The sequence below is a fragment of the Kitasatospora sp. NPDC003701 genome (genome assembly GCF_053587085.1).
In genome coordinates, this window is the sequence record NZ_JBSFNM010000005.1 from 150,895 (window position 1) to 176,648 (window position 25,754).

Consider the following 25,754-nt stretch of genomic DNA (forward strand, 5'->3'; position numbering starts at 1 on the left):
CGGGCCGGGACAGGAGGGGGGCAGGCGCCGACCACCGGGCCGCTCCCGCGAGAATGGTCCGGTGACCGAAGACCTCGCCATCGACCAGCCGGACGACTTCAACCCGAGCGCCCGGCAGCTCCTCGTCCTCCCCGACCGTGACGCTGCCGAAGAGGCCACGGAGGAGCTCAGCGCCAACCACCCCGACCTGGGCGAACTCGAAATCGTCCGGGACGCCCTCGCCGGCGAGGACGACGCCGAGGACGCCCAATGGCTGGTGGTCGTGGAACCTCCCGAGGACGGCTGGACGCCGGGCCTGCTGCGCGCACTGGACGCCGTCGCCACCGAGCACGAGGGCTGGCGCGAGGAGGGCTGATCTTCCGGCCCTTCCCCGGCCGTCCTGGCCCCGCTCGGGTCGCCCTCCCGGCGAGGCCGGCTTCCGCGGCGCTTGAGTGGGAAGTCGGACGGGCCGACTTCCCACTCCGGGCGGTCAGCCTTCCGCACCGGGCTCCGGGAGCCTGGCGCCCGGGGTGAAGGAGTGCCCGGACTCTTGAGGAGCCCCGGTGTCTCGCGGCGCCGGCCCGGGCGGTGCCCGGGCCGGCGCATCCTCTTGGGCCCCGCCCCGCCCCCCGCCCCCTCCCTCCCCCTCGCCCTCCCCACCCTTCCCCTCCTCCCCGGGTGGGGAGGGCGAGAGCAAGGCAGCGGGGGACGCGCTCAGGCCGGCGGGCCGCGCGGCCCGCCGGCCGGGCCCGCACCGTGGAGGGCACCGACCGCCCGGGGACCGTCCCCTGGCTGCTGGTGGACGACGGCGCCGAGCCGGGGCGGGGCGTCGCCGATGACCGCGATGTCCCCGGACCGGTCCGTACGCAACACCGTGGCACCGAGCGACCGCAGACGATCGACCGTCCTCGCCGACGGGTGGCCGTACGGATTGCCCTCGCCACAGGAGATCAACGCCAGCCGAGGGCGCAGCGCCGTGGCCAAGTCCCAGTCCTGGTGCGCCGAACCATGATGGGCCACCTTCAGAACGTCCACCGTGACTCCACCTCCCCATCTCCCCAGCAATGCCGACTGCGCCGGCGGTTCGAGATCACCCAGCAGGGCCAGCCGCAACCCGCCCGCCAGCGTCACCAGCAGCGCGACGCTGGCGTTGTTGGCACCGGGCGCCTCCGCCGGCAGGTCCGCCACCGGCCAGAGCACCTGCCAGGACAACCCGGGCCCGGCAGAGCGCCGTTCACCCCTCCTGGCCCGCAACAACGGGACGCCGGCGGCCGCCGCCCACCCGGACACCCGGGCCGCCTCGCCCGGAGGATCGTTCACACTCGTCCCCTCGACGGCCCCGACGGCACGACCTCGCAGCACCCCCGGCACCCCCTCCACGTGATCGGCATGGAAGTGGGTCACCAGCAGGAGCGGGATCCGGGTGATCCCGAGATCGCGCAGACAGCGATCGGCCGCCTGCGGATCCGGCCCGGCATCGACCACCACCGCACTGTCCGCGACCGCAGCACCGTCCGGAGCCACCGGCAGCACCAGCATGTCGCCCTGCCCCACGTCGCACATGACCAGCCGCCACCCTGGCGGCGGCCAGCCGGTCGCGAGCCGGGTGAGCACGGGCGGGCGCAGGAGCACGGCCAGCAGGACGAGGAAGAGGAGGCCCGCGACCACCGGTCGGATCCAACCGCCCGGGACGCGGCGACCGTTCGCCCCGGAGCGCCGGGGCAGCAGCAGCGGGACCGTCCAGCACATCGCCACAGTGGCCACGGCGAGCGTCACCGTGCCGAGCAGCCCTCCCGGCCAGGAGATCCGGGCACCGGGCAGCTGCGCCCCGTGCCGGGCCACCGCCGCCAGCCAGCCCACCGGGAGCCCGGCCGGCTCCGCGAGCAACCGGGCCAGGGCCGGCGAGAGCGGCTCCAGGACGAGCACCGCGAAGCCGAGCAGCGTCGCCGGGGCCACCGCCAGCTCGGCCAGCAGATTGCACGGAACGGCGACCAGGCTCAGGTGCCCGGACAGCACCACCGTCACGGGCGCGCAGAGCGCCTGGGCCGCGGCCGTCGCCGCAACGGCGCCCGCCAGGTGGTGCGGCCAGCCCCGGGCCCGCAGACTCCGCGCCCAGCGCGGGCCGAGCACCAGCAGGCCGGTGGTGGCGAGCACCGAGAGGAGGAACCCGAACGACCCTGCGAGGTAGGGATCGAGGAGGACCAGGAGCAACACGGTGCCGGCCAGGGCGGGCACCGCCTGTCGAGGCCGGCCGGTGGCAAGCGCGAGCAGTCCGATCAGGCCCGTACCGGCGGCCCGCAACACGCTGGGCTCGGGTCGGCAGACGGTGACGAAGGCCAGTGTGACGAACGTGCCGATCAGCGCGGTGGTGCGCAGCGGGATCCCGAACCAGGCTGCCAGGCCTTGCCGTTCGGGGGTGCCGGCCCGGCCGGGGGCGCCGATCAGGACGCCCAGGACGATCGCGAGGTTGGCGCCGCTGACCGCGACCAGGTGCGCCATGTCGGTGGCCCGGAAGGCGTCCAGGAGGTCCCCGGGCAGGCGTGAGGTGTCCCCGACCACCAGGGCCGGCAGCAGTCCTCGCGCGTCCGGCGGGAGATCGTCGCCCGCCGCCCGCAGGCCCGACCGCAACCGGCCGGCGACCCGCTGCGGCAGGCTGGGCGGCGCGAGCTCGCGCGGCGGCCCGTGCGCGATCAGCAGCGCGGCCGACTCCTCGGCGTACCCCTCCCCCGCCGGGCGGACCTCGACTTCGACGGCGACACGGGCCGACGGGAGCAGCCGTTGCCACCCGCCGATGTCGGGCCCTCGCACCATCAGCGTCACCGGTGTCCGCGTCCTGGTCACCCCGGTGCCGACGGCCTCCTCGCCCGAGGTGTCGCCGCCCGGGCCGGCGCCCTCCGGCGCCGCACCCGCTGGGACGGTGACCTGGTCCACCACCGCGTCGACGGTGAGGACGGCCTGCCCGGCTGCCGTCCCCCTGGTGCGGGAGGTGTGGGTTCTCGGGTCGCCGGTGACGGTGAGCTCGACGCCCACCTCCGGTGCGGGGTCGGTGGCCCGGGCCAACCCGGGCAGCGGCCCCCGGTGCAGGTCGGCGGTGTGGAGGAGGGTCGCGGCGGTGGCCGCCGCGCCGGTGAGCAACACGGCGGAGAGCGTCACGGCAGCACCGCGACGGCTCCGCAGTCCCGGGCCGGCCGGCAGGAGGAGGGCGGCCAGGACGGCCACGCCCGCGGCCGAGGACAGCAGGAGTCCGTGGCCGGGGCCCAGGCGGAGGACGGACCACGTGACCACCCACGCCGCGACGGCGGGAAGGAGGAGGCGAAGGTCGCCCGGCGGTCGGTCCGGCACGGCGTCCGTGGAGACGGACGTCGCGGCGATGGCGGCGGTGGCAGCGATGACGGCACCTCCCTTCCGGGGAGCGGCAGGCGGGTCGGACAGGTACGTGCACCGGACGGGCACGAGAAAGCGGTAGGCACGAGAGGCAGCGGGCGGGTAAGCAGGCGGCAGGTGGGCCGGCCGGGCCAGGCACGGGTGGCGGGCGGGCAGGCACGGGTGGCGAGCGGGTCAGAGGGTGAGCATCGGCCGGATCTCCGCGTAGGTGCGGTCGCCGATACCACTGACCTGCCGGAGCTGGTCGAGTGAGCGGAACGACCCGTGCGACGCGCGGAAGGCGATGATGCGCTGCGCCAGCGTCGGACCGACGCCCGGAAGGGTGTCGAGCTGTTCGAGGGTCGCGTGGTTCAGGCTGACCGGCTGCTTCGGCCCGGCGGCCCCGGCCGGACCGCTCCCCGCCCCGGCAGCCGGCTCCGCGCCCGGTTCGCCGACGAGGATCTGCTCGCCGTCCGTCAGCACCCGGGCCAGGTTGAGGCCTTTGGTCTCCGTCTCGGGCAGCGGGCCGCCGGCCACGCGCAGCGCGTCCGCCACCCGGGAGCCCCCGGGCAGGGTGTGGACACCGGGCGCGTGCACCCGACCGCCGATGTCGACCACCACGACGGTGTGCGCGTCGGCGCCCGCGGGAGCGGGCGGGGCGGAGCCGGAGGCGGTCTCCGGGGCGCCCGTGACCGCCTCCCCCGGCTCCGCCGAGGCGACCGCTACCGCCGGCACCGCGACCGATTGCGGCCGCGCCAGCCAGAAGTGCTGCACGCCGTAGCCCACGGTGAGCAGCAGCAGGACGGCGAGCCCCGTCACGGCCCGCCGGTCGAGCATCACCGAGGGGCCGGCACGACGTCCCGATCGGTCCGGTCCGGCGGACCCGGCACCGTCGGGCGGCACGCCCTCGGGTGCCACGCCACCGACCACACCGCCCGGGACGTCACCCACGACATCACCCGCCACGACGCTCGGCACGACGGGCGACCCGTCAGGCGACACGTCGGGCGCCCCGTCGGGCGACCCGTCACCGAAGGGTGAACCCCCCTGCGGCGGCGGCCCGGTGGCCGACGGCTCCGCTGCGCCGGTCGCCCCCTCGGCCGCCGGCAACAGCGCCGCCAACCGCAATCGCGCGGTCTCACCGACCCTCTGGCGCTTCACCGCGCCGATGTTCATGCTCGTCATGCGGAGCACGCTAGGAGCCGTCGAGCCCCTGCGGGGAAATGTGCGAAGCCCTGTGGAAAACCCCGGGGTTGTGGATAACTCGGATCGCTCGCACGAGTGAGTGGCGATCGTCGTAGTTGACTATCCGTCCGGCGGGGGCCTTCTCGGCGCTCCCGTCCGACTCACCCCGGGGAGCATCCCGCCTCAGCGCGGCGAGACCACCACCGCGAGCAGCCCCGGTCCGACATGCGCACCGATCACCGCGCCCACCTCGCCCACGTACAGGTCCCGCAGCCCGGGGATCCGCCCCCGCAGGCGCTCCGCGAGCGGCTCGGCCCGCTCCTCCGCCGCAAGGTGGTGAACGGCGATGTCGACCTCCCGCTCCCCCGCCTGCTCGACCGCGATCTCCTCCAGCCGCGCGATCGCCCGGGACGCCGTCCGGACCTTCTCCAGCGGCTCGATGCGCCCGCCGTCCAGGTGCAGCAGCGGCTTCACCGCCAGCGCCGACCCGAGCAGCGCCCGGGCAGCCCCGATCCGGCCGCCCCGGCGGAGGTACTCAAGGGTGTCCACGTAGAAGAATCCGCTGGTCACGGCCGTCCGCCCGGTGACGGCCGCGGCCACCTCGTCCAGCCCCCGCCCGGCCGCGATCGCCTCGGCCGCCGCCAGCACGCCGTACCCGAGGGCCATGCCGACCAGCCGGCTGTCCACCACGCGCACCGGGACGGGCGCCTCGGCGGCCGCCAGCCGGGCCGCCTCCGCGGTGCCGGACAGCTCGCCGGAGATGTGCACCGAGACGATCCCCTTCGCGCCGGCCTCGGCGGCGGCCCGGTAGGCGGCGGCGAAGGCCTCGGGGCTCGGCCGGGAGGTGGTCACCCGCTGCTTGCCGCGCAACGCCTCGGCGACGTCCTTGGGTGAGATCTCCACGCCCTCGGCGAGGACCGTGTCACCGACCGCGACGCTCAACGGCACCACGGCGATCTCGTGGCGGTCGACGGCCTGCTGGGGCAGATAAGCGGTGGAATCGGTGACAAGTGCGAGGTCGGCGGGCATGAGGCGGAGGTTACTCCGCGCCCGGCCAGGATGACAGCGCCCGAACCGGGTCGGACCCGGCCCCGGCCACCGGCTGTTCGACACCCGGACCGGGGCCGTACGCCACGTGCCGAGAAGCCGCCCGGCGCAGCGTGACACGCGGCAGGGCAGCGAGCAGCCGAGCAGCAGGAGCGGGAGGAGCCGGAGGAGAGAGAAGAGAGAGGGAGGAGCAGGCGGAGCAAACGGTGAACGGGCCGACTGCCCCGGTCAGCCCGCCGTCGGCCCGGCCGACGGCTTGCGCAACCGGTCCGCCAGCCGCGCCAGCGGGTCGGTCAGCCCCAGCATTTCCTCGGCACTCGGCCGCGCGCCCTTCCCGTCCGTCAGCCCGGCCCGCCGCGTCGCCTCGCCGCCGGCCGCACCCGCACCCGCACCCGCACCCGCACCCGACAGCCCACCGGTTCCACCGGCCCCGGAGACCCCCGAGGCCGCGGCGCCGGAGGTGTCCCAGTGCCGCAGCGCGCCCGCCTCGCTCTCGCACTCCTGGCTGAGCCGGCTCAGCTCGTCGTCGGCGAAGCGGTGCATCCGGTCCTGGGCGGCCCAGCGCATGGTCTCGGCGGAGTGGGTGATCCGCTCGGCCCGCTCCCGCAGCTCGGGCAGCTTGGCCGCGATCCGGCCCGGGTCCGGCTCGCGCTCCAGGATCCGCAGCTCGCCGTCCAGCTCCGCGGCGTGGGTGTCCAGCCGCCGCAGCAGGGCGAGCGACTCGCCGAGCTGGCCGTCCTGGGCCAGACCGCTCTCCAGGACCTGGCGCGTGCCGTCCAGGGAGGTCCGCAGCCCCAGCCGGACGGCCGAGATCTGACCCTGCGGGCCGGGCTTGGTGTAGGTCTTCGCCTTGAGCGTCACGTTCTCGACGGCGCGCCGGGCGTTGGCCTCGTGCCGCTCGACCTTCGTGGCGACCGCCTTCGCCGCCTTGACCGTCCCGACCACCGCCAGTACCACCACCGCGAGCCCGAAGAGCAGGGCCAGGCCGACCATCACGCCGAGCGCTTCCATCACGAGCCACCTTCCGTCCGCCGAACCGGCCCCCACCGGGCCCAACGCGGGCCGGCCCACCGAGGGTTCCACGGTAGCCCCCCGACCGACGCCGGGGGCAGGCCGAACGAGTCCGGTCGGCGGAGATCAGGGACAGATGGGGGATCCCCCCGAGAAGGACCCGGCCCCCGCAACGCACCCGGCACACCCAGGCACACCGGCCACACCCGCCCCGGGAACGCCGAAGGGCGGGCGCCCCGAAGGACACCCGCCCGAGCCGGCGAACACCCGGCCGACAACACCCGGCCGAAAGCACCCGGCTGACAACAGCCGACCGACACCACCCGGCCGTCAGCCGGTGACGATGTTCACCAGCTTCGGCGCCCGCGCGATCACCTTGCGCACCGGCGCGTCCCCGATCGCCGCGACGACGGCCGGATCAGCCAGCGCCAGCGCCTCCAGCTCGGCGTCGGAGATCGACGGCGCGACCTCCAGCCGGGCCTTGACCTTGCCCTTGATCTGCACGACGCAGGTGACCGCCTCGTCCACCACGTACGCCGGGTCGGCCACGGGGTAGTCGGTGTGGGCCAGCGAGTCGCCGTGGCCCAGCCGGCGCCACAGCTCCTCGGCGATGTGCGGCGCCAGCGGGGCGACCAGCAGGACCAGCTGCTCGGCGACCGGTCGCGGCGTGGAGCCGCGCTTCACCAGGAAGTTGTTCAGCTCGATCGCCTTGGCCACGGCCGTGTTGAACCGCAGCGCGGCCATGTCCCCGCGGATGCCGTCGATGGCCTTGTGCAGTGCCCGCAGGGTCGCCTCGTCCGGCACCTCGTCCGTGACGACCAGCTCGCCGGTCGCCTCCGAGACGATGTTGCGCCACAGCCGCTGCAGGAAGCGGTACGAGCCGACCACCGCACGGGTGTCCCACGGGCGGGAGACGTCCAGCGGGCCCATCGACATCTCGTACAGGCGCAGCGTGTCGGCGCCGTACTCGTCGGCGATCTCGTCCGGGGCGACGGCGTTCTTCAGGGACTTGCCCATCTTGCCGGCCTCGCGCTTGACCGGCTCGCCCTCCCAGAAGTAGCCGCCGTCGCGCTCCTCGACCTCGGTGGCGGGCACCGGGAAGCCGCGCTCGTCGCGGTAGACGTCCGCGGTGATCATGCCCTGGTTGAACAGCTTGTGGAACGGCTCGACCGAGGAGACGTGGCCCAGGTCGTGCAGCACCTTGTGCCAGAAGCGCGCGTACAGCAGGTGCAGCACGGCGTGCTCGGCGCCGCCGACGTACAGGTCGGCGCCGCCGCCGGGCTTCTCGGCCGTCGGGCCCAGCCAGTACTGCTCGTTGGCCGGGTCGACGACCCGCGCGCCGTTCGACGGGTCGATGTAGCGCAGCTCGTACCAGCACGAACCGGCCCAGTTGGGCATGGTGTTGGTCTCGCGGCGGTAGGCCTTCGGGCCGTCGCCCAGGTCCAGCTCGACGTTGACCCAGGCCTCGTTGCGCGACAGCGGGGTCTTCGGCGAGGAGGTCGAGTCGAACGGGTCGTAGGTGTGCGGCGAGTAGTCGTCCACCTCGGGGACCTCGACCGGCAGCATCGACTCGGGCAGCGCGTGCATCACGCCGTCCTCGTCGTAGACGATCGGGAAGGGCTCGCCCCAGTACCGCTGGCGGCTGAACAGCCAGTCGCGCAGGCGGTAGTTGACGGTTCCCTCGCCGATGCCGCGCTCGGCCAGCCAGGCGGTGACGGCGGCCTTGGCGTCGACGACGCTCAGGCCGTCCAGGGAGATGCCGTTCTCGGCGGCCACGTCGTCGGCGGAGTGCGCCGAGTTGACGATCACCGAGTCGTAGGTGTCGAAGGCGTCGTCCCAGGCGTGCGGGTCCTCGCCGCGGCCGTCGGTCGGCTTGACGACGCAGCGCATCGGCAGCGCGAAGGCGCGGGCGAACGCGAAGTCGCGGTGGTCGTGGGCCGGGACGGCCATGATGGCGCCGGTGCCGTAGCCCATCAGCACGTAGTCGGCGATGAAGACCGGGACGGGCTCGCCGCTGACCGGGTTGACGGCGTGGGCGCCGGTGAAGACGCCGGTCTTGACCTTGGCCTCGACCTGGCGCTCCACGTCGGACTTCGCGGCGGCGCTCGCGCGGTAGGCGGCGACGGCCTCGGCCGGGGTGGCGGCGCCGCCGGTCCACTCCTCACGGGTACCGGCGGGCCAGGCGGCCGGCACGATCGAGTCGACCAGGCCGTGCTCGGGGGCCAGCACCATGTAGGTGGCGCCGAACAGGGTGTCGGGGCGGGTGGTGAAGACGGTGATCTTCTGGTCGCCGGGGGCCGCGAAGTCGACCCGGGCGCCCTCGGAGCGGCCGATCCAGTTGCGCTGCTGCAGCTTGATGGCCTCGGGCCAGTCCAGCAGGTCCAGGTCGGAGATCAGCCGGTCCGAGTAGGCGGTGATCCGCATCATCCACTGGCGCAGGTTCGACTTGAACACCGGGAAGTTGCCGCGCTCGGAGCGGCCGTCCGCGGTGACCTCCTCGTTGGCCAGCACGGTGCCCAGACCGGGGCACCAGTTGACCGGCACCTCCTTGGAGTAGGCCAGCCGGTACTCGCCCAGCAGCTCGTCGCGCTCGGCGGCGGACAGCTCCGACCACGCCTTGCCGCCCGGCACCTCGCGCGAGCCGTCCGCGAAGCCGGCGATCAGCTCGGCGATCGGGCGGGCCCGGCCGGCCTCCTCGTCGTACCAGGAGTTGAAGATCTGCAGGAAGATCCACTGGGTCCAGCGGTAGTACTCCGGGTCGATCGTGGAGATCGAGCGGCGCGGGTCGTGGCCCAGGCCCAGCCGGCGCAGCTGCTGGCGCATGTTGGCGATGTTGGCCTCGGTGGAGACCCGCGGGTGGGTACCGGTCTGCACCGCGTACTGCTCGGCGGGCAGGCCGAACGCGTCGTAGCCCAGCGTGTGCAGCACGTTGTGGCCGGTCATCCGCTGGTAGCGGGCGAAGACGTCGGTGGCGATGTAGCCCAGCGGGTGGCCGACGTGCAGGCCCGCGCCCGACGGGTACGGGAACATGTCCATGATGAAGCTGTGCGGCTTCGCGGCGACGTCGCCGGCGGTCGGGTCGGCCAGGTCACCGGCCGGGTTGGGGGCGCTGAACGTCCCCTCCTTCTCCCAGATGTCCTGCCAGCGGGACTCGATCTCGGCCGCCAGGGCGGCGCCGTACCGGAACGGCTCGGTTGCGGCCTCGGCCGCGCCGGAAGCAGGGGTCGTCTCGCTCATGGTCCTTCAGGCTCCATCGATGTCAGTGGGCGAACCGGGCACGGGGCCGGGCGCGACACGAAAGGCGGCGGAAAACAAAAAAGCCCCTCGCAGGAGGGGATGCCACGCCGACTCCGGCACCCGCCCCGGGGGCGCGGCCGGTCCTGGTCAGCGCGGCCGGCTAAGGAGCAGGCGCACGGTTCGCATGGGCTCAGGGTACCGCAAGGGGATCAGGCCTCCTCCGGAGATACCGACCGGGAGGCCGCGTCGAAGTCGCGCAGCGCGCGGGCGACCCGCTCGGACTGCATGCCGGCGGCCAGGGCGCGCGCCCGGTCGGCCGTGTCGGCGGCCTCCCGGAGGCGGCCGGTGCGGCGCTGGGAGTCGGCCAGCCGGACCATCAGCAGCGCCCTGGCCCGGGCCCGGCCGGGGCCGAGCCCGGCCACCGCCTCGGTGAGCAGGGCCTGGGCGCGCCGGTGGTCGCCGAGGAACAGGTAGCCCTCCCCCACCATGCCGGCCAGGTCCGCCCGGGCCTGCGCCACCTCCGCCGCCCGCCCGGCGTCCCCGTCCGCGTCCGCGCCCACGCCCGCACCCGTACCCGTACCCGCACCCCCGCCCGCACCCACGTCGGCGTCCGGATCCGGCCCCGCACCCGCCCCCGGCGCCCCGCCCAGCTCCGCGAACGCCCGCCCGGCCGCCGCCGCGAGCTCCTCGGGCTCGCCGCGCCGCCCGTACCCGCGGGCCATCCGGCCGAGCTGCAGGGCCCGGTCGGCCGGCCCGAGCGCCTCCCCCGCCGCCTCCACCACCCCGGCGAGCGCGGTGACCGCGTCCAGCCCCCGCCCGCCCCCGCCCTGGGTGGCCAGCACCACCAGGCAGCCGACCACCCCCACGCCGAGCCTGGGGTCCCCGCTGAGGTGCGCGGCGCGCAGTGCGGCCACGAAGGCCCGCTGGGCCGCCGCCTCGTGCCCGAGGTCGTACGCGGCCCAGCCGGCCAGCCGGGCCAGCCGGCTCGCCGTGCCGTACAGCGCGCGGCCGAGTTCCTCGTCGTAGCCGCCGAGTTCGAGCAGTTTGGCGACCATGGCCAGTTCGGCCCGGGCCGGTCCGAGCACCAGACCGCCGCCGCAGGCCCGCTCCAGCCGCAGCTTGCTCCGGTAGGAGAGCCGCAGTTCCCCGACCAGCGCGGGGTCGATCCGCAGCGCGCCCTCGCCGCCGCCGACGGGTGGCGGCGGGGTGGCCAGCCGGGCGGCGGCCCGGTCGAGGTCGGCGCCGCGGAACAGGTCGGTGAGCCGGACCGGCCCGGCGTCGGTGGCCGCCTCGCGCAGCGCGGTCTGCGCGGTGTCGGCCGTCCACGGGTCGGTGAGCAGGTGCGGCGAGAGGATCTTGGCCCCCCGGTTGCCGCCCATCCGGCCCCAGAGCTGCTCGTAGGTGACGGCGATGCCGAGCGTGCGGCTGAGCACCTCGCAGACCGTCTGGTCGTGCGGGCTGCGCGGGACCATGCCCCGGTCGCGCCACTTGTACGGGGCGGTGGAGCTGATCGCCAGGCCGGGCGGCAGGGTGAGGTTCACCTCGCGGGCCAGGCGCTCCGGGTTCCAGCCGAGCTGGTGCAGTATCCGGGCCAGCTCCTCGTTGCGTCTGCGCTCCAGATCGGCCATGGCACGACGGTAGCGGTCCCGCGGGGCCGGCCGCCGAGCCGTTCGGAAACTCCGGGGCCGCCCGGCGCGGGGTCGCCACGGCGGCCCCGGAGAACGCCGAAGGCCGCCTCCCGTTCCGGGAGGCGGCCTTCGACCACTGTGGAGCTACGGGGAATTGAACCCCGGACCTCTTGCATGCCATGCAAGCGCTCTACCAACTGAGCTACAGCCCCTTGACCTGCGGTGTCACCGAAGGTTTCCTTCGGTTTCCCTCGGCGACATCGACTACTTTACACGGTCGAAGGGGTGCTCCACGAATCCGTTACCGGAGGTACTACCCGGCCGTCGGACGGGTGCGGGCCGCGAAGGCCGCGCCGACGCCGACGATGCCCGCGATCGCGGCGGTGGTCACCAGCAGGGCGTGCCCGGAGTCGGGGGCCGCCGCCGGCAGATCGACCCCGCCGAGGAAGACCGAGCCGAGCACCGCGACCCCGACCACCTGGCCCAGTTGGACGACCGTCACCATCACGCCGCTGGCGTCCGCCGCGTCCGCCGGGGCGACGCCGCCCAGCGCCCGGGCGAACAGCGGCGAGTACGAGCAGCCGGCGACGAGACCGAGACCGGTCATCAGCAGCAGCGCCGTCGGGCCGATCTCCGCGCCGCCGCCGAGCAGCACCCCGAGCAGCAGGTAGCCGGGGGCCAGCAGGACGGCGCCGAGCAGCGGCAGGATGCCGTGCAGCCGGCCGGGCAGCCGCTGCCAGTGCAGGCTGGAGAACCCGAAGCCGAGCGCCACCGGGGCCGAGCAGAGCCCGGCGCGCAGCGCGCTGTGCCCGAGGCCGGACTGCTGGTGCAGGGCGAAGGCGAACAGGAAGCCCGCGAAGGCCGCCATGATCATGAAGATCGCCCCGGCCGCCGGGCGCAGTCCGGCCGCCCGCAGCACCCGGCCGGTGATCAGCGGCTGCCCGCCGCGCCGGGCGATCCGCCGCTCGACCGCCGCGAACAGGGCGAACAGGGCCGCGCTGCCGGCGAGCATCGCCCAGCCCCAGGCGGGCCAGCCCAGTTCGTGGCCGAGCACCAGCGGCACCACCAGCAGCCCGAGGGCCGCGCCGAGCACCACCAGGCCGGGGAGGTCGAAGCCGCGCCCGCGGTCGCCCGGCAGGCTCGGCAGCAGCCGGGCGCCGGCGGCCAGCAGCGCCAGCCCGATCGGCACGTTGACCAGGAAGACCGGGCGCCAGCCCGTCCCGAACAGGTCGGCGCTGACCAGGACGCCGCCGAGCACCTGGCCGATCGCCAGGCCCCCGGCCAGCACCGCCGAGTAGAGGCCGAGCGCCCTGGTCCGGGCGGCGCCGGTGAAGGTCTGCTGCAGCAGGCTCATCACCTGCGGCACCATCAGGGCCGAGCCCGCGCCCTGGAGCAGCCGGAAGGCGATCAGCCAGCCGGTGGCCGGTGCGAGGCCGCAGGCCAGCGAGGCGGCGGTGAAGGCGGCCAGGCCCAGCTGGAACAGCCGGCTGTAGCCGTAGCGGGCGCCCAGCCGGGCGCCGGTGATGAGCAGCACCGCGTAGGCGATGGTGTAGCCGGCGATGACGAGCTGGAGGGCCGCGCCGGAGGCGTGCAGGTCGGTGCGGATGGTCGGTACCGCGACGTTGACGATGGATACGTCCAGGACGGCCATGAACTGGCCGCAGAGCAGGAGGGCGAGGAGCAGCCGGGGCCTGGTGGCCGGGCTGGTGGTGGTGCCGCCGGCCACGCCGGGCCGGATCTGAAGGTCCGTCATGTTCCCAGCGTGCTGCGCGGCCGGTACTGGTGGTTAGAGCCTGCCGATCCTGGTACTGGCAGCACCTGTATAGCCCGCCCGGTGTGCGGCACGATGGCGGGTATGACCGTCCTGGACGACCGCACCGCCCTCGCCGTCGGACCGCGCCGGCAGGACCGCCGCCGCACCGAGCTGGCCGGCTACCTCAAGGCCTGCCGGGCCCGGGTCACCCCGGAGGAGGTCGGCCTGCCGCCGGGGCTGCGCCGCCGGACGCCGGGGCTGCGCCGGGAGGAGGTGGCGCAGCTCTCCGGGGTCGGCGTCACCTGGTACACCTGGCTGGAGCAGGGGCGGCCGATCAACGCCAGCGCGCAGGTGCTGGCGGCGGTGGCCCGGACGCTGCGGCTGGACGAGACCGAGCGCGAGCACCTGTTCCGGCTGGCCGGGGTGGCCGCGAGCCCGAGCGCCCAGCCCGATCCGCCGGTCCTCGACCCGTCCACCCAGGCGATCCTGGACGCGCTCGCGCCGCTGCCGGCCGCGGTCTCCAACACCCGGTTCGACGTGCTGATGTTCAACCGGTCGTACGAGTCGCTGTTCGGGACGAACCGGACCGCCACGCCCAGCGGGCGGTTCAACAGCATCTGGTGCACGCTCCTGATGCCGCCCTGCTGCAATCCGTTCCTGAACCGTTCGGAGGCGCTGCCGCGGATGGTGGCGGTGCTGCGGGCCGCGTACGGCAAGCACGTCGGCGAGCCGGCCTGGGAGGAGCACGTGCAGGGGCTGTCGGCGAAGAGCGAGCTGTTCCGGGACCTCTGGGCCCGGCAGGAGGTGGCGCCGCCGCAGACCTCGCTGCGGGTGTTCCGGCACCCGGAGGTCGGGGTGCTGCGGCTCAACGCCTCGTACCTGACGCTGCCCGGGGTGCCGGAGACCTATGTGGTGGTCTACCTCCCGGAGGGGCCGGCGGACCGCACGCGGATCGAGGAGCTCGCCGCCCTGCCGCCCGGCGGCTGGCTGAACAGCTGCCACTCCTGAGCGGCCGGCCCGGCTCCGGCACCGTGCGGCCGGAAGCCCAGCCGAGCGGCCGGGAAACGCGAAGGCCGCCACCCGATGGGTGGCGGCCTTTTCGCCGGTCTGTGGAGCTACGGGGAATTGAACCCCGGACCTCTTGCATGCCATGCAAGCGCTCTACCAACTGAGCTACAGCCCCGCGACACGCACGGCCCTCGCGGACCGCAGGTGCGGAGTGGAGCTACGGGGAATTGAACCCCGGACCTCTTGCATGCCATGCAAGCGCTCTACCAACTGAGCTACAGCCCCGCACTCACCGGATTTCCCGCTTCCCTTCCGGGCCGCGTTTCTTCCGTGCGAACGAGGAAGACTCTAACTGGTCAGGCCCGGAACTGCGAAATCCACCCCCGTAGACCGCTCGGCCGTCGCCGGTCGGGCATCGCCCTCGATCAGGTCGCCCCGATCAGGTGTCGTCGCCGATCACCGGCTGCGGCAGGGTGCCCGCGTTGTGCTCCAGCAGACGCCAGCCGCGCGCTCCCCGGCCCAGCACGGACCAGCAGCAGTTGGACAGGCCGCCGAAGCACTCCCAGAGGGCCGGATCCAGGCCGAGCAGCTGCCCCAGCATGGTGCGGATGGTGCCGCCGTGGCTGACGACCACCAGGGTGCCGTCCTCCGGGAGCTTGCCGACCGCGTCCAGCACCACCGGCACCGAACGGTCGGCGACCTCGGTGGACAGCTCGCCGCCGCCGCGCCGGACCGGTTCGCCCTGCGCCCAGGCCGCGTACTCCTCCGGGAAGCGGGCCCGGATCTCGGCGTTGGTCAGCCCCTGCCAGGAGCCGGCGTAGGTCTCGCGCAGCCCCTCGTGGTGCTGCACGTCCAGTCCGGTGATCCTGGCCAGCTCCTCGGCGGTGCGCCGGGCGCGCTGGAGGTCCGAGGAGATCAGCAGGTCGGGGCGCAGGCCGGAGAGCAGCCGGGCCGCCCGCTGGGCCTGCAGGACGCCCTGGCCGGTCAGCTCGATGTCCGTGGTGCCCTGGAACCGCGATTCGAGGTTCCAGGAGGTCTGGCCGTGCCGCCAGAAGACGATGCGCGGGCCCCGCGCCTCCCGGCTCAGCTGTAGTCCTCGGCGCCGAAGTTGTCGGCCGGGGCGACCTCGGCCGGGGCGAGGGCGTTGCCGGCCTCGTCGGTGTGCGCGTCGGGGCGGTTGCGGGAGGCCAGCGCGTCGGCCGGCAGCGGCAGCTCGGGGCAGTCCTTCCAGAGCCGGTCCAGGGAGTAGAAGGAGCGCTCCTCGGAGTGCTGGACGTGCACCACGATGTCCAGGTAGTCGAGCAGGATCCAGCGACCGTCGCGCTCGCCCTCGCGGCGCACCGGCTTGATGTCCAGCTGCTCGCGCAGCTTGTCCTCGATCTCCTCGGCGATCGACTTGACCTGGCGGTCGTTGTTCGCGGAGGCGATCAGGAACGCGTCGGTGATCGACAGCACGTCGCTGACGTCGAACGCGATGATGTTGTGCGCCAGCTTGTCGGCCGCCGCCTGGGCGGCGACGTTGATGATTTCCTGGCTGTGCTCGGTGGCGGTCACGATGTTCTTCCGGCTCGGCGGCTTGGGGGCGATGCCCGGCACTCGGCCGGGCATCGCCTTCCAGGATCTCACGCCGCCCCGGTGGCCCAGGAACCGTTTCCCGCGCCCACCCGCCGCCGTGCCACGATCCGGACCGCTCCGCCGCACGCTCCGCCGCCCGTTCCCCGGCGGTCCCGCGCGGGTCTACGGCGCCTTCGGCGGCTGGTAGTCCTTGCCGAGGACGACCAGCAGGTCGGCGTTCTGCGCGTCGGCGACCTTCTTCGCGGCCGTCTCCGGCAGGTTCAGGCTGATCGCCAGCGACTTCGCCGCGGCCTGCCGGGCGTCGTCGGTGTAGCGGATCTCACTGGTCGCCTGCGGCGCCACCTTCGCCCCGCCGGGGATGAAGGTGAGGCCCGCGTTCACGACCTGGACCTGTGCGGCGGCGGCCGCCTGGTCGTTGCCGGTGGCGTCCTGGATCGAGACCCGGGACGGCGCGTCGGCCGAGGTCGCGGACTTCAGCGTGCCGCCCAGCACGTCCTTGACCTGCTGGCCGGCGCCGGCCTCGTCCAGGGTGCCGTCCGGCTTCACGGTCAGCGCGGTGGTCCCGAGGTGGCCGTCCTTCGCCTGCTGGGCGAGCTGGACCAGCACTCCGGCCAGGGCGTCCTCCGGCAGCGAGGGGTCGAGCACCGCGTTCATCCGGTGCACGTCGTCCTTGGCGTCCTTGAACTCGGTCGGCATGGTCCGCATCACCGCGTCCATCACCTGGCCGAACCGGGCCAGTTGGGCGTCCCGGCCCTCGCCGGACGCCTGCAGGGTGGCGTAGGCGACGGCCGCCTTTCCGCTCAGCAGGGTGTTCTTGCCCGCCGCGGAGAGCAGCTTGCCGTCCGGCTTGCCGCCCTCGTGGGTCTCCGCGTTGGTGTCCACCCGGACGCCGCCGAGCTGGGCGACCAGCAGCTCCAGGTAGGGCGTGTCGAGCCGCCAGGTGCCGGCCACCGGGGCACCCAGCACGGTGGTCAGGGCGTCGCGGGTGGCGGACGGGCCGATGCTGTCCATCGCCTGGCCGACGGAGGTGACCGGCGGGTCGCCCGGGCCCGGCAGGCGCAGCGTGTCCGGCAGCAGCAGCACGGTGCCCTTGTGCCCTGCGGCGTCGTTGACCAGCAGCGCGCTGGAGACCTTGCCCTGCAGGTCGCGCAGGTGCACCACGTTGACCTGGCGCGGGCCGGCGGCGGTCGCCGCGGTCTGCTTGTCGCCGGTGAGCCAGAGGTAGCCGCCGGCGCCGGCCGCCGCGAGGGCCAGCACCACGGCGGCGCCGATCAGCCGGGTGCGCAGCTTGCGGCGGCGCTCGGCGCGCACCTCGCTGCGCGACTCGGCGAACTTCAGCCAGTCGATGACGTCCTCGGTCTCCTCCGCCTCCTCGTCGACGAAGGTGAACTCACCGGTGGGGTAGTCGTCCCTGGACGCCTTGCCGGCGCCGGCGGCCTTGGCCGCGCGGCTCCCGCCGACCTGCTCGGACGGCGCCGCGGGCCGGGCCGGCGCCGCCTCGGCGGGGGCCGGCCGGGGCGTGCGGGGGCGCGGCGGCACCGGGGCGGCCCGCTCGGGCTCCGGCTCGGTGACCACCGGCTGCGGCGCGGTCCCGTACTGCTGCTGCCCGTAGCCGCCCTGCTGCGGCTGCTCGTACGGCTGGTACGCCTGCTGGTACTGGTCCTGGCCCTGCCCCTGGTAGGCGTCGGGGTAGCCGCCGGGCTGCTGGTACGCCTGCCCGCCGGGCGCCGCCGGCTGCCCGTACGGGTCGTACTGGTCGTACTGCTGCTGCCCGTAGCCGCCCTGCTGGTCGTAGCCGCCGCCCTGCTGCGGCTGCTCGTACGGCTGGTACGCCTGCTGGTACTGGTCCTGGCCCTGCCCCTGGTAGGCGGTGTACTGGTCCTGGCCGTAGGGCTGCGCCGGCGGTACCGGCTGCCCGTACTGGTCGTACTGCTGCTCGTAGCCGCCCTGCTGCTGGGGCGGGTACTGCTGCTGGTACTGCCCGGTGGACCAGTCGTCCTGCTGTCCCCTGCGATCGGTCATCCGTCGGCCCCTCCGGGGATCAGGTCCGGTGCGGCGCGTAGAGCGCCCGCTTGTCGATGTAGCGGACCACGCCGTCCGGGACGAGGTACCAGACCGGTTCGCCCTTGGCGACCCGGTTGCGGCAGTCCGTGGAGGAGATGGCCAGCGCCGGGACCTCCACCAGGGAGACCCCGCCCACCGGAAGCCCGGCGTCCGAAAGAGTGTGCCCCGGCCGGGTGCAGCCGATGAAGTGGGCGAGCGAGAAAAGCTCCTCGGAATCCCGCCAGGAGAGGATCTGCGCGAGCGCGTCGGCGCCGGTGATGAAGAAGAGGTCGGCGTCCGGGTGGAGCGCGCGCAGGTCGCGCAGGGTGTCGACGGTGTACGTCGGGCCCTCGCGGTCGATGTCGATCCGGCTGACCGAGAACTGCGGGTTCTCCGCGGTGGCGATGACCGTCATCAGGTAGCGGTCCTCGGCCGGGGTCACCTGGCGGTCGGTCTTCTGCCACGGCTGCCCGGTCGGAACGAAGATCACCTCATCGAGGTGGAACGCGCTCGCCACCTCGCTGGCGGCGACCAGGTGCCCGTGGTGGACCGGGTCGAAGGTGCCGCCCATCACGCCGAGCCGCTTCTTCACCGGTACCGGTCCGCCGGGATTCCCGGCCTGCTCTCCCATGCCGCCACACCTTACGCGACGCCCGTTACGGTGCGGGAACGCCCGGGTGGCGGCCGCCCGGAGGACGCGTGAGGGAGCGGCCGGCGCTCCCGCCGGACGCTCCCCTGGCCGCCCCGGCGGGGATCGTCGCGGCTCAGCGGTCCCGGTTGAAGCGGGTGGTGACGTAGAGCAGCAGCAGCAGGACGAACAGTGCGGCGCCACCCGTCAGGTACGGGTTGAGGCTGTCGTGGTTGCCCCCCTCGCCCTCGGAGGCGAGCAGGTTCAGGACGGGAAGTGCGGCGGCAGTGCTCATGGTCGGCGGACCTTCTCGGCTCGGGTGACGGACCAGGGGTGTGCGGGCCGGTGAGGGCCCACCCGTCATCGTACGGGTGCCGACACGGCAACCGCTCGGCGGCCCACCGCGTCTGATCCGGCGTGAGCGGCGCGCCCGGCGGGGCCCGTCCGCGGGCCGCTCAGCTGTTGCGGCCGGCCCGCAGCAGGACCCAGGCGAGCAGGCCGACACCGACGAAGGAGGCCACCACGATGATCCGCAGGAACAGCCCCGGACCGTTCTCCGTGGAGATCGGACCGGCCAGGCTGACAAGGGCGTCGGTGGACATCTGCGGGCTCCTCGGACTGCTCGGTACCGCGGCCAGGTCTGGTCTCGGCTCTCCAGGGCATTCAGGGTAAACCGGCCTCACACCCGCGCCGGTCACCGCCCCCTGCGGCGCCGTCCGCGCCGCGTAGGGTGAGCGCGGGGACGAGTACGCAACCACGGACGTTGCACAGACAGTCGTTGCAGGCGAAGACCAGCGGGGGCCGGCCAGCTGCCGGGGCCGCCGTCGACCAGGAGGGTACTCACACCATGACCGATACGACCTCGAAGACCCCGAGCCGGCGCCGCCAGCGCTTCCCGGAGATCTCCACCCGGGCCTGGGAGCACCCGGCGGACCGCTCCGCCCTGGTCGCGCTGCGCAAGCTCACCGGCTTCGACGACGTCCTGAAGAAGCTCGCCGGGCTGGTCTCCGAGCGCTCGATCCGGCTGATGTTCCTGGCCACCGCCGTGAAGACCTCCGAGCGGCAGTTCCCCGAGCTGAACGAGATGGTGCGCGACGCCGCGTACGTGCTGGACCTGGAGAAGGTCCCGGACCTCTACGTCTCCCAGGACCCGACGGTCAACGCCTACTGCATCGGCATCGACACCCCGATCATCGTGGTCACCAGCGGTCTGGTCGAGCTCCTGGACGAGGAGGAGCTGCGCTCCGTCATCGGCCACGAGGTCGGCCACGCGATGTCCGGCCACGCGGTCTACCGGACGATGCTGCTGATCCTCACCAACATCGCCGCCCGGATCGCCTGGGTGCCGCTCGGCAACCTGGCGATCATGGCGATCGTGACCGCGCTCAAGGAGTGGTTCCGCAAGGCCGAGCTCTCCTGCGACCGGGCCGGTCTGCTCGCCGGGCAGGACCTCCAGGCCTCCATGCGGGCCCTGATGAAGCTGGCCGGCGGCCACAACCTGGCCGAGATGAACGTCGACGCCTTCCTGGAGCAGGCCGAGGAGTACGACAAGGCCGGGGACCTGCGCGACGGCGTGCTCAAGCTGCTGCAGGTGCTGCCGCAGAGCCACCCGTTCGCGGTGGTGCGGGTCGCCAAGCTGAAGAAGTGGGCGGAGAGCGAGGAGTACCGCTCGATCCTGGCCGGCGCCTACCCGCGCCGCAGCGACGACGCCGACACCTCGGTCGGCGAGCAGTGGAAGGCCGCCGCCGACCACTACACGACGTCGGTGAAGGAGAGCAAGGACCCGCTGATGGGTCTGATCCGCGACGTCGCCGGTGGCGCGGCCACCGTCGGCGGCAAGCTCCGCGACACCTTCACCGGCGCCACCCGCACCAACGGATCCTCGGCGCCCCGCGACGAGGACTGATCCCGCCCCGCCCGCGGCTCCCGGCTCCCCCGCCGGGAGCCGTCGGCGTCCCCGGGCCCGGCCCGTCCGCGCAACCGCGGCGCCCCGGCTGCCCGGACGGCCGCGGCACCGCGGCCCCCGCGGCACGGCGTCAGCTGCCCGCCAGCACCCCGCAGACCTGCCAGGCCGGGCGGGCGTGGTTGCCCGGATCGATCGGCTGCGCACCGGCCGCCCGGTCGGCGTCCGCCCCCGCCAGCAGCGGTTGCACGTGTCCGGCCAGCGAGCTGCCGCAGGACACCGGCCCGGCCTGGAGCACCGAGTCCACCAGGCGCAGCTGGGCGGCGGCCAGGTCGAGCCGGTCGAACTGGAAGGTCAGCTGCCGCCGGACGGTCTCCAGGGTCACCGGCGCACCGCTCGGGGCCCCGGCCGACTTCAGCGCGTAGACGAAGGTGTGGTCGGTGGTGATCTGCAGGGTGGTGCTGTCCGCCTCGTCGATCCGCATCGCTCCCGCCACCTTCACGCTGTCGGCGGCCAGCGCGACCTGCGCCGGGTCGAAGCGGACCACCCAGCCGGTCAGCGCGTGGTGGCGGTCGTCGACGGGCTGCGCGGCGCCGGCGTCGAACTGCGCCTGCTCACCGGGCGTCACGAAGGCCCGCACATCGGCGGTCGCCCCCTGGATCAGGGCCGTCGGCGCCAGCGAGGAGGCCACCAGGTAGCGCTGGACGGTGTCGAGCGCCTTGGTCACCTCGATCTTGCTGAAGTGCTCGGTGGCGGCCCCGGCGGGCGTCCCCAGGCCGATGGCGCCGTCGCTGTAGCCGGGTGGCAGCGCGGCGAACGGGGCGGCCGGGTCGGCGACCGCGCGGACCGCCGAAGCGGGGCTCAACGCCACCAGACTGACGGTCAGTTGACTGCCCTCGGGGCGGGCCGTCTGCCGGTTCGGCGTGCTGATGCCGAAGTACACGGCGGCCGAGAAGGCCAGCAGGATCAACAGCAGCAGGGCGAGCGCCTGCCGCGGCACGGTCCCCAGCGGACCGAGCCGGATGCGCGGGCGGGTCGCCCGGCCGAACGAGCTCGCCAGCCGCTCCCGGGCGGAGAGCTCCTGGATCCGGGCAGCCCGGACGAACGACTCGTCGAAGACGACGGACCGGTACTCGTCATCGCTTCCGGAACCACCGTCGGGCGCACCCTCCGGAGGCTCTCGCGGGTCACCCATGACACCAGGGTAAGCCGCATCCGCGCCCGGCCACGAGGGTGTTCGCAGAGATTCCCGGGAGCACTCCGCAGCCGGAACACCGGCACGCGAACGCCCCCGGGCGCACTCCGGCGCAGAACCCGCGGATCAGCGCCTCAACCCGCCGGCGCGGTGACCACGAGCGACGGTTCGGCCGACGAGGGCGCCGGATCGACCCCCGCGCTGCTGCTCCCGGAGTCGGGCCGCCGGGGCGTACCGCCGCCGGCCCCGCCCACGCCCTGGTAGACGGCCGCGACCGCCACCGCGACCAGGCTCACGCCCATGATCACGGCGAGCACCCAGGCCACCGGCCGGTGCCAGCGCTGCTGGGCGACGTAGCGCCCGCGCCGCGCCCGGACCGGGTCGTAGACGCTGTCCCGGCCCCACCGCCCGGACCGGCGCCCGGCCACCCGGCCGGGGCCCGACCACGGATCGGGGTAGAGGCGGTCGTCGTCCAGCCCGCTCGGGTAGGGGCGCAGCTCCAGCGGCACCCCGTCACCGGCGGGGACGTCATAGGCCCAGCCCGGCGCCACCGCGTCCGGCTCGAACCGGGCCTCGGCGGCGGCGAGCTGCCGCTCCTTGGCCGTCGGCTCGTGCACGGCGGCGGACCGGACGAAGGCCTCATCGAAGACCACGGTGGCGAACTCGTCGTCCGCACCACCGTGGTCGGCGCCGTCGGGGTACGGCAAGCCCCCCACATCGTCAGCCACGGATTCAGCGTATTACCGGTCGGGCGTTTTGTCTGTGGCTCCTCGCACTTGGTCCGTCACTCGTGTGACGCGGGGCGGGCGCCCGGGGCTCCCGGCCGGCTCAGCCGGCGTCGGCAGCGCCGCCCACGGTCTGCGTCGCCTCGCCCCGGACGTGCCCGTCACCAGTGACGATGTACTTGGTGCTGGTCAGCTCCGGCAGGCCCATCGGGCCGCGGGCGTGCAGCTTCTGGGTCGAGATGCCGATCTCGGCGCCGAAACCGAACTCACCGCCGTCGGTGAACCGGGTCGAGGCGTTGACGGCCACCGTCGTCGCATCGACCAGCTGGGTGAAACGGCGGGCGGCGGCCTGCGAGGTGGTGACGATCGCCTCGGTGTGGCCGGAGGACCAGCGGCGGATGTGCGCGACGGCGGCCTCCAGCGAGGGCACCACGGCGGCCGCCAGGTCGTACGAGAGGTACTCGGTCTCCCAGTCCGCCTCGGTGGCCGGCACCACGGTGGCCGCCGAGCCCTCGGCGGCCTTGAGCACCGCGTCGTCGCCGTGCACCGTCACCCCGGCCTGCGCCAGCGCCGCCAGCGCGAGCGGCAGGAAGGCCTCCGCGACGTCCTGGTGGACGAGCAGGGTCTCGGCGGAGTTGCAGACGCTGACCCGCTGCGCCTTCGAGTTCAGCAGGATGCCGACGGCCATCGCCAGGTCCGTCTCGGCGTCCACGTAGACGTGGCAGTTGCCCGTCCCGGTCTCGATCACCGGCACCGTCGAGCCCTCGACCACGGCACGGATCAGCGAGGCTCCGCCGCGCGGGATCAGCACGTCCACCAGGCCGCGGGCGCGCATCAGCTCCTGGACGGAGTCCCGGCTCTCGCCCGGGACGAGCTGGATCACGTCGGCGGGCAGGCCCGCCGAGACGACGGCGTCGCGCAGCACCGCGATCAGCGCGGTGTTGGAGCGGTAGGCGGAGGCGGAGCCGCGCAGCAGCACCGCGTTGCCGGACTTCAGGCAGAGCGCGGCGGCGTCCACGGTGACGTTCGGGCGGGCCTCGTAGATGATGCCGACCACGCCGAGCGGGACCCGGACCTGCCGCACGTCCAGGCCGTTGGGCAGGGTGTAGCCACGCACCACCTCGCCGACCGGGTCGGGCAGGCCGGCCACGTCCCGGACGTCCGAGGCGATCGCGGCGATCCGCTCGTCGGTGAGGGTGAGGCGGTCGATCACCGACTCGGCGGTGCCCGCCTCCCGGGCCAGCGCGACGTCCTCGGCGTTGGCGGCGGTGATCTCGGCACTCCGGGCCACCAGGGCGTCCGCGATCGCCGCCAGCGCGGCGTCCTTCGCCCGACGCGGCAGCGGGGCGAGCACGGCGGCGGCCTCCCGGGCTCGGCGCGCTACGGCGAGGACGGGGCTGTCGGCGGTGGCGAGGTCGCTGGTCATGCGCCAAGGGTAGCGACTGCGCGGACGCCACCCGCGGGGTATTTCGGCCGGTGAGACACCACCCGGGGCCCGGCAACCGGCCGGGCGCCCCGGAGGCGGGCCGAGGCCCCGACACCCGGCCGAGCGAGCCGAACCGGGCCGGGGCACCCCGGAGGCGGGCCGAGGCCCCGGACCATCAGTACGGGTGCACCCCGCCCAGGTGCGGCGGTGGATCGCCGAAGCCCTCGGCGACCCGCTTGTGGTACGTCGCCCGGTCGACCACCTCCAGCCCGACGATCTCCCACGGCGGCAGGCTCGCGGTCACCTTGTGCTCGCCCCAGAGCCGCAGCGCGATCGCCGCCGCGTCGTGCAGGTCCCGGGCCTGCTCCCAGTAGCGGATCTCCGCGTGGTCGGCCGCGTAGCGGGCGGTCAGGAAGAACGAGTGGTCGTGCGCCAGGCGCTCCAGCCCCGCCCGCAGCGCGGACAGCGGGGTGGTCTGCCCGGCCACGCTCAGCACCACGTGCCAGAGCCGGGCCTGTTCGGGCACCGCGGGCGGCTCGCCCTCGTCCCGCCGCTCCGGCCGGAGCCTGCGTACCGCGCCGGGCTCCTGCGGCGGCGGACCGGACGGCTCGGCCGGGGCGTCGGCCCCGCGCCCGCCGCCGATGCTGGTCAGCCGCCGGCCCGCCGTTCCTCCGGTCAGCGCTGCCTCGCGCCTGCGTTCCACCGGCGGCCTCCTGTTCGGCGATCTCGTGTCGTCGTACCCGCCGGCCTCGGCCCGGCGCGTACGGCTGCGCCCCTCCTCGCCCGTGGCGGGGCCTGCACCCCGTGCGCAGTCGCCGCCGCTCCTCCAGGCCGGTCAGCCGCGCAGGACGACCAGATCGTCCCGGTGGACGACCTCGCGCTCGTACGCGGCACCGAACTCCTGGGCCAGGTCGCGGGTGGACCGGCCGAGCAGCCGGGGCAACTCCCTCGCATCAAAGTTGACCAGTCCGCGCGCCACGATGTGGCCGTTTTCGCCAAGAAGGTCCACCGGATCACCCGCGGCGAACTCCCCGTCGACCTTGGTGACCCCGGCCGGCAGCAGCGAGGCGCCCCCGGAGACGACCGCCGCGACGGCGCCCTCGTCCAGGTGCAGGGCGCCCCGCGGGCTGCTGGCGTGGGCCAGCCAGAGCAGCCGGTCGGAGGAGCGGCTGCCGGTGCGCAGGAACAGCGTGCCGGTGGGCCGGCCGGCCAGCGCGTCGGCGGCCCGGCTGGCGGCGGTGAGCACCACCGGGATGCCGGCGCCGGTGGCGATCCGGGCCGCCTCCACCTTGGTGACCATGCCGCCGGTGCCCACCCCGGCCTTGCCCGCGCTGCCGATCGAGACGCCGTCCAGGTCGTGCGGCCCGGCCACCTGGGCGATCCGGCTGGTGCCGGGGCGGCTCGGGTCGCCGTCGTAGAGGCCGTCCACGTCGGAGAGCAGGACGAGCAGGTCGGCCCGGACCAGGTGGGCGACCAGCGCGGCCAGCCGGTCGTTGTCACCGAACTTGATTTCGGCGGTGGCGACGGTGTCGTTCTCGTTGACGATCGGCATCGCGCCCATCGCCAGCAGCTGGTCCAGCGTCCGGTAGGCGTTGCGGTAGTGGGCCCGCCGGCTGGCGTCCTCGGCGGTCAGCAGCACCTGGCCGACCCGGATGCCGTACCGGGCGAACGAGGCGGTGTAGCGGGCGACCAGCAGGCCCTGGCCGACGCTCGCGGCGGCCTGCTGGCGGGCGAGGTCCTTGGGCCGCCGCTCCAGGCCCAGCGGGGCCAGGCCGGCCGCGATGGCGCCGGAGGAGACCAGGACGACCTCGGGGGCCTCCGGGCCGCTGCGCACCTTGGCGAGCGCGTCCACCAGGGCGTCGACCCGGTCGGCGTCCAGGCCGCCGGCCGCCGTGGTGAGTGAGGAGGAGCCGACCTTCACGACGATCCGCCGCGCGGTCAGGACCTCCTCCCGCAGTGAGTCCTCGCTCATCTCGCTGTACGCCCTTCCGGTGTGGTGCGGGTACGGCGGGCCCGGGCCCGGCCGTTACCCCCGCAATCTACGCGAT

The 25,754-nt window shown here is 74.4% G+C and carries 21 protein-coding genes and 3 tRNA genes; 3 read left to right on the forward strand and 21 right to left on the reverse strand.

Annotated features, from left to right (window positions below; genetic code table 11):
• Window positions 1–61 precede the first annotated feature (61 nt).
• Entirely contained in the window at window positions 62–355 is a 294-nt protein-coding gene (locus tag ACWDRR_RS07090; protein ID WP_387894941.1) for a hypothetical protein, read from the forward strand.
• Between the two features lie 338 nt (window positions 356–693).
• On the opposite strand, the gene ACWDRR_RS07095 is transcribed toward ACWDRR_RS07090, so the two are convergent.
• The 8 genes from ACWDRR_RS07095 to ACWDRR_RS07130 form a co-directional block, all read right to left on the reverse strand.
• A complete protein-coding gene (locus tag ACWDRR_RS07095) occupies window positions 694–3,432 on the reverse strand; it encodes a ComEC/Rec2 family competence protein (protein ID WP_449771159.1) in 2,739 nt (912 codons plus the stop codon).
• Between the two features lie 105 nt (window positions 3,433–3,537).
• On the reverse strand, window positions 3,538–4,293 hold the full coding sequence (locus ACWDRR_RS07100) for a helix-hairpin-helix domain-containing protein (protein ID WP_449771160.1): 756 nt from the start codon (window positions 4,291–4,293) through the stop codon (window positions 3,538–3,540).
• Window positions 4,294–4,710: 417 nt separating this feature from the next.
• Entirely contained in the window at window positions 4,711–5,556 is an 846-nt protein-coding gene (locus ACWDRR_RS07105; RefSeq protein WP_449771161.1) for a DegV family protein, read from the reverse strand.
• Window positions 5,557–5,802: 246 nt separating this feature from the next.
• Window positions 5,803–6,585: a hypothetical protein gene (locus ACWDRR_RS07110; protein ID WP_449771162.1), complete on the reverse strand. Its 783-nt coding sequence runs from the start codon at window positions 6,583–6,585 to the stop codon at window positions 5,803–5,805.
• 330 nt (window positions 6,586–6,915) lie between these two features.
• Window positions 6,916–9,822, reverse strand: coding sequence for a leucine--tRNA ligase (leuS, locus tag ACWDRR_RS07115; protein WP_449771163.1), 2,907 nt, complete (start codon window positions 9,820–9,822; stop codon window positions 6,916–6,918).
• Window positions 9,823–10,031: 209 nt separating this feature from the next.
• Window positions 10,032–11,450 (reverse strand): hypothetical protein, encoded by a 1,419-nt coding sequence (locus ACWDRR_RS07120; RefSeq protein ID WP_449771164.1) that lies wholly within the window; start codon window positions 11,448–11,450, stop codon window positions 10,032–10,034.
• Between the two features lie 139 nt (window positions 11,451–11,589).
• Window positions 11,590–11,662, reverse strand: a tRNA-Ala gene (locus tag ACWDRR_RS07125).
• 101 nt (window positions 11,663–11,763) lie between these two features.
• Entirely contained in the window at window positions 11,764–13,203 is a 1,440-nt protein-coding gene (locus ACWDRR_RS07130) for an MFS transporter (protein ID WP_449771165.1), read from the reverse strand.
• Between the two features lie 102 nt (window positions 13,204–13,305).
• Between ACWDRR_RS07130 and ACWDRR_RS07135 the strand changes: the two genes are divergently transcribed.
• On the forward strand, window positions 13,306–14,211 hold the full coding sequence (locus tag ACWDRR_RS07135) for a helix-turn-helix transcriptional regulator (RefSeq protein ID WP_449771166.1): 906 nt from the start codon (window positions 13,306–13,308) through the stop codon (window positions 14,209–14,211).
• A 102-nt stretch (window positions 14,212–14,313) separates the two neighbouring features.
• Here ACWDRR_RS07135 and ACWDRR_RS07140 read toward each other — a convergent pair.
• From ACWDRR_RS07140 to ACWDRR_RS07175, 8 genes are all read right to left on the reverse strand, one after another.
• Window positions 14,314–14,386, reverse strand: a tRNA-Ala gene (locus ACWDRR_RS07140).
• 37 nt (window positions 14,387–14,423) lie between these two features.
• A tRNA-Ala gene (locus tag ACWDRR_RS07145) sits at window positions 14,424–14,496 on the reverse strand.
• Between the two features lie 154 nt (window positions 14,497–14,650).
• On the reverse strand, window positions 14,651–15,298 hold the full coding sequence (locus ACWDRR_RS07150) for a histidine phosphatase family protein (protein ID WP_449771243.1): 648 nt from the start codon (window positions 15,296–15,298) through the stop codon (window positions 14,651–14,653).
• Window positions 15,295–15,765: a ribosome silencing factor gene (rsfS, locus tag ACWDRR_RS07155; RefSeq protein WP_449771244.1), complete on the reverse strand. Its 471-nt coding sequence runs from the start codon at window positions 15,763–15,765 to the stop codon at window positions 15,295–15,297. Before rsfS ends, ACWDRR_RS07150 begins: the two co-directional genes overlap by 4 nt.
• 183 nt (window positions 15,766–15,948) lie before the next feature.
• Complete coding sequence (locus tag ACWDRR_RS07160; RefSeq protein ID WP_449771167.1) at window positions 15,949–17,808, reverse strand: LCP family protein; 1,860 nt, start codon at window positions 17,806–17,808, stop codon at window positions 15,949–15,951.
• A 19-nt stretch (window positions 17,809–17,827) separates the two neighbouring features.
• A complete protein-coding gene (gene nadD / locus ACWDRR_RS07165) occupies window positions 17,828–18,460 on the reverse strand; it encodes a nicotinate-nucleotide adenylyltransferase (RefSeq protein ID WP_449771168.1) in 633 nt (210 codons plus the stop codon).
• A gap of 133 nt (window positions 18,461–18,593) precedes the next feature.
• Window positions 18,594–18,752: a hypothetical protein gene (locus ACWDRR_RS07170; protein ID WP_360637147.1), complete on the reverse strand. Its 159-nt coding sequence runs from the start codon at window positions 18,750–18,752 to the stop codon at window positions 18,594–18,596.
• 160 nt (window positions 18,753–18,912) lie between these two features.
• Window positions 18,913–19,059, reverse strand: a complete 147-nt coding sequence (locus ACWDRR_RS07175; RefSeq protein WP_406198499.1) for a hypothetical protein — start codon at window positions 19,057–19,059, stop codon at window positions 18,913–18,915.
• Between the two features lie 245 nt (window positions 19,060–19,304).
• On the opposite strand from ACWDRR_RS07175, the gene ACWDRR_RS07180 reads away from it, so the two are divergent.
• The gene (locus tag ACWDRR_RS07180) at window positions 19,305–20,363 is read left to right on the forward strand and encodes a M48 family metallopeptidase (protein WP_449771169.1); all 1,059 of its coding nucleotides are present in this window, start codon (window positions 19,305–19,307) and stop codon (window positions 20,361–20,363) included.
• A 130-nt stretch (window positions 20,364–20,493) separates the two neighbouring features.
• On the opposite strand, the gene ACWDRR_RS07185 is transcribed toward ACWDRR_RS07180, so the two are convergent.
• From ACWDRR_RS07185 to proB, 5 genes are all read right to left on the reverse strand, one after another.
• On the reverse strand, window positions 20,494–21,555 hold the full coding sequence (locus ACWDRR_RS07185; protein WP_449771170.1) for an SCO2583 family membrane protein: 1,062 nt from the start codon (window positions 21,553–21,555) through the stop codon (window positions 20,494–20,496).
• 134 nt (window positions 21,556–21,689) lie between these two features.
• Window positions 21,690–22,283 carry an SCO2584 family spore wall biosynthesis protein gene (locus ACWDRR_RS07190; protein ID WP_449771171.1) on the reverse strand — a complete coding sequence of 198 codons (594 nt, stop codon included), beginning with the start codon at window positions 22,281–22,283 and terminating at the stop codon, window positions 21,690–21,692.
• A gap of 100 nt (window positions 22,284–22,383) precedes the next feature.
• Window positions 22,384–23,706: a glutamate-5-semialdehyde dehydrogenase gene (locus tag ACWDRR_RS07195; RefSeq protein ID WP_449771172.1), complete on the reverse strand. Its 1,323-nt coding sequence runs from the start codon at window positions 23,704–23,706 to the stop codon at window positions 22,384–22,386.
• A gap of 175 nt (window positions 23,707–23,881) precedes the next feature.
• Window positions 23,882–24,409, reverse strand: a complete 528-nt coding sequence (locus ACWDRR_RS07200; RefSeq protein ID WP_449771173.1) for a hypothetical protein — start codon at window positions 24,407–24,409, stop codon at window positions 23,882–23,884.
• Window positions 24,410–24,541: 132 nt separating this feature from the next.
• Window positions 24,542–25,678, reverse strand: coding sequence for a glutamate 5-kinase (proB, locus tag ACWDRR_RS07205; RefSeq protein ID WP_449771174.1), 1,137 nt, complete (start codon window positions 25,676–25,678; stop codon window positions 24,542–24,544).
• Window positions 25,679–25,754 lie beyond the last annotated feature (76 nt).

Coding starts and splice junctions, on each gene's coding strand:
- ACWDRR_RS07105 (WP_449771161.1), bottom strand. CDS start 5,556: ATGCCCGCCGACCTCGCACTTGTCACCGATTCCACCGCTTATCTGCCC.
- ACWDRR_RS07110 (WP_449771162.1), bottom strand. CDS start 6,585: ATGGAAGCGCTCGGCGTGATGGTCGGCCTGGCCCTGCTCTTCGGGCTC.
- leuS (WP_449771163.1), bottom strand. CDS start 9,822: ATGAGCGAGACGACCCCTGCTTCCGGCGCGGCCGAGGCCGCAACCGAG.
- ACWDRR_RS07120 (WP_449771164.1), bottom strand. CDS start 11,450: ATGGCCGATCTGGAGCGCAGACGCAACGAGGAGCTGGCCCGGATACTG.
- ACWDRR_RS07130 (WP_449771165.1), bottom strand. CDS start 13,203: ATGACGGACCTTCAGATCCGGCCCGGCGTGGCCGGCGGCACCACCACC.
- ACWDRR_RS07135 (WP_449771166.1), top strand. CDS start 13,306: ATGACCGTCCTGGACGACCGCACCGCCCTCGCCGTCGGACCGCGCCGG.
- ACWDRR_RS07160 (WP_449771167.1), bottom strand. CDS start 17,808: ATGACCGATCGCAGGGGACAGCAGGACGACTGGTCCACCGGGCAGTAC.
- nadD (WP_449771168.1), bottom strand. CDS start 18,460: ATGGGAGAGCAGGCCGGGAATCCCGGCGGACCGGTACCGGTGAAGAAG.
- ACWDRR_RS07170 (WP_360637147.1), bottom strand. CDS start 18,752: ATGAGCACTGCCGCCGCACTTCCCGTCCTGAACCTGCTCGCCTCCGAG.
- ACWDRR_RS07175 (WP_406198499.1), bottom strand. CDS start 19,059: ATGTCCACCGACGCCCTTGTCAGCCTGGCCGGTCCGATCTCCACGGAG.
- ACWDRR_RS07180 (WP_449771169.1), top strand. CDS start 19,305: ATGACCGATACGACCTCGAAGACCCCGAGCCGGCGCCGCCAGCGCTTC.
- ACWDRR_RS07185 (WP_449771170.1), bottom strand. CDS start 21,555: ATGGGTGACCCGCGAGAGCCTCCGGAGGGTGCGCCCGACGGTGGTTCC.
- ACWDRR_RS07195 (WP_449771172.1), bottom strand. CDS start 23,706: ATGACCAGCGACCTCGCCACCGCCGACAGCCCCGTCCTCGCCGTAGCG.
- proB (WP_449771174.1), bottom strand. CDS start 25,678: ATGAGCGAGGACTCACTGCGGGAGGAGGTCCTGACCGCGCGGCGGATC.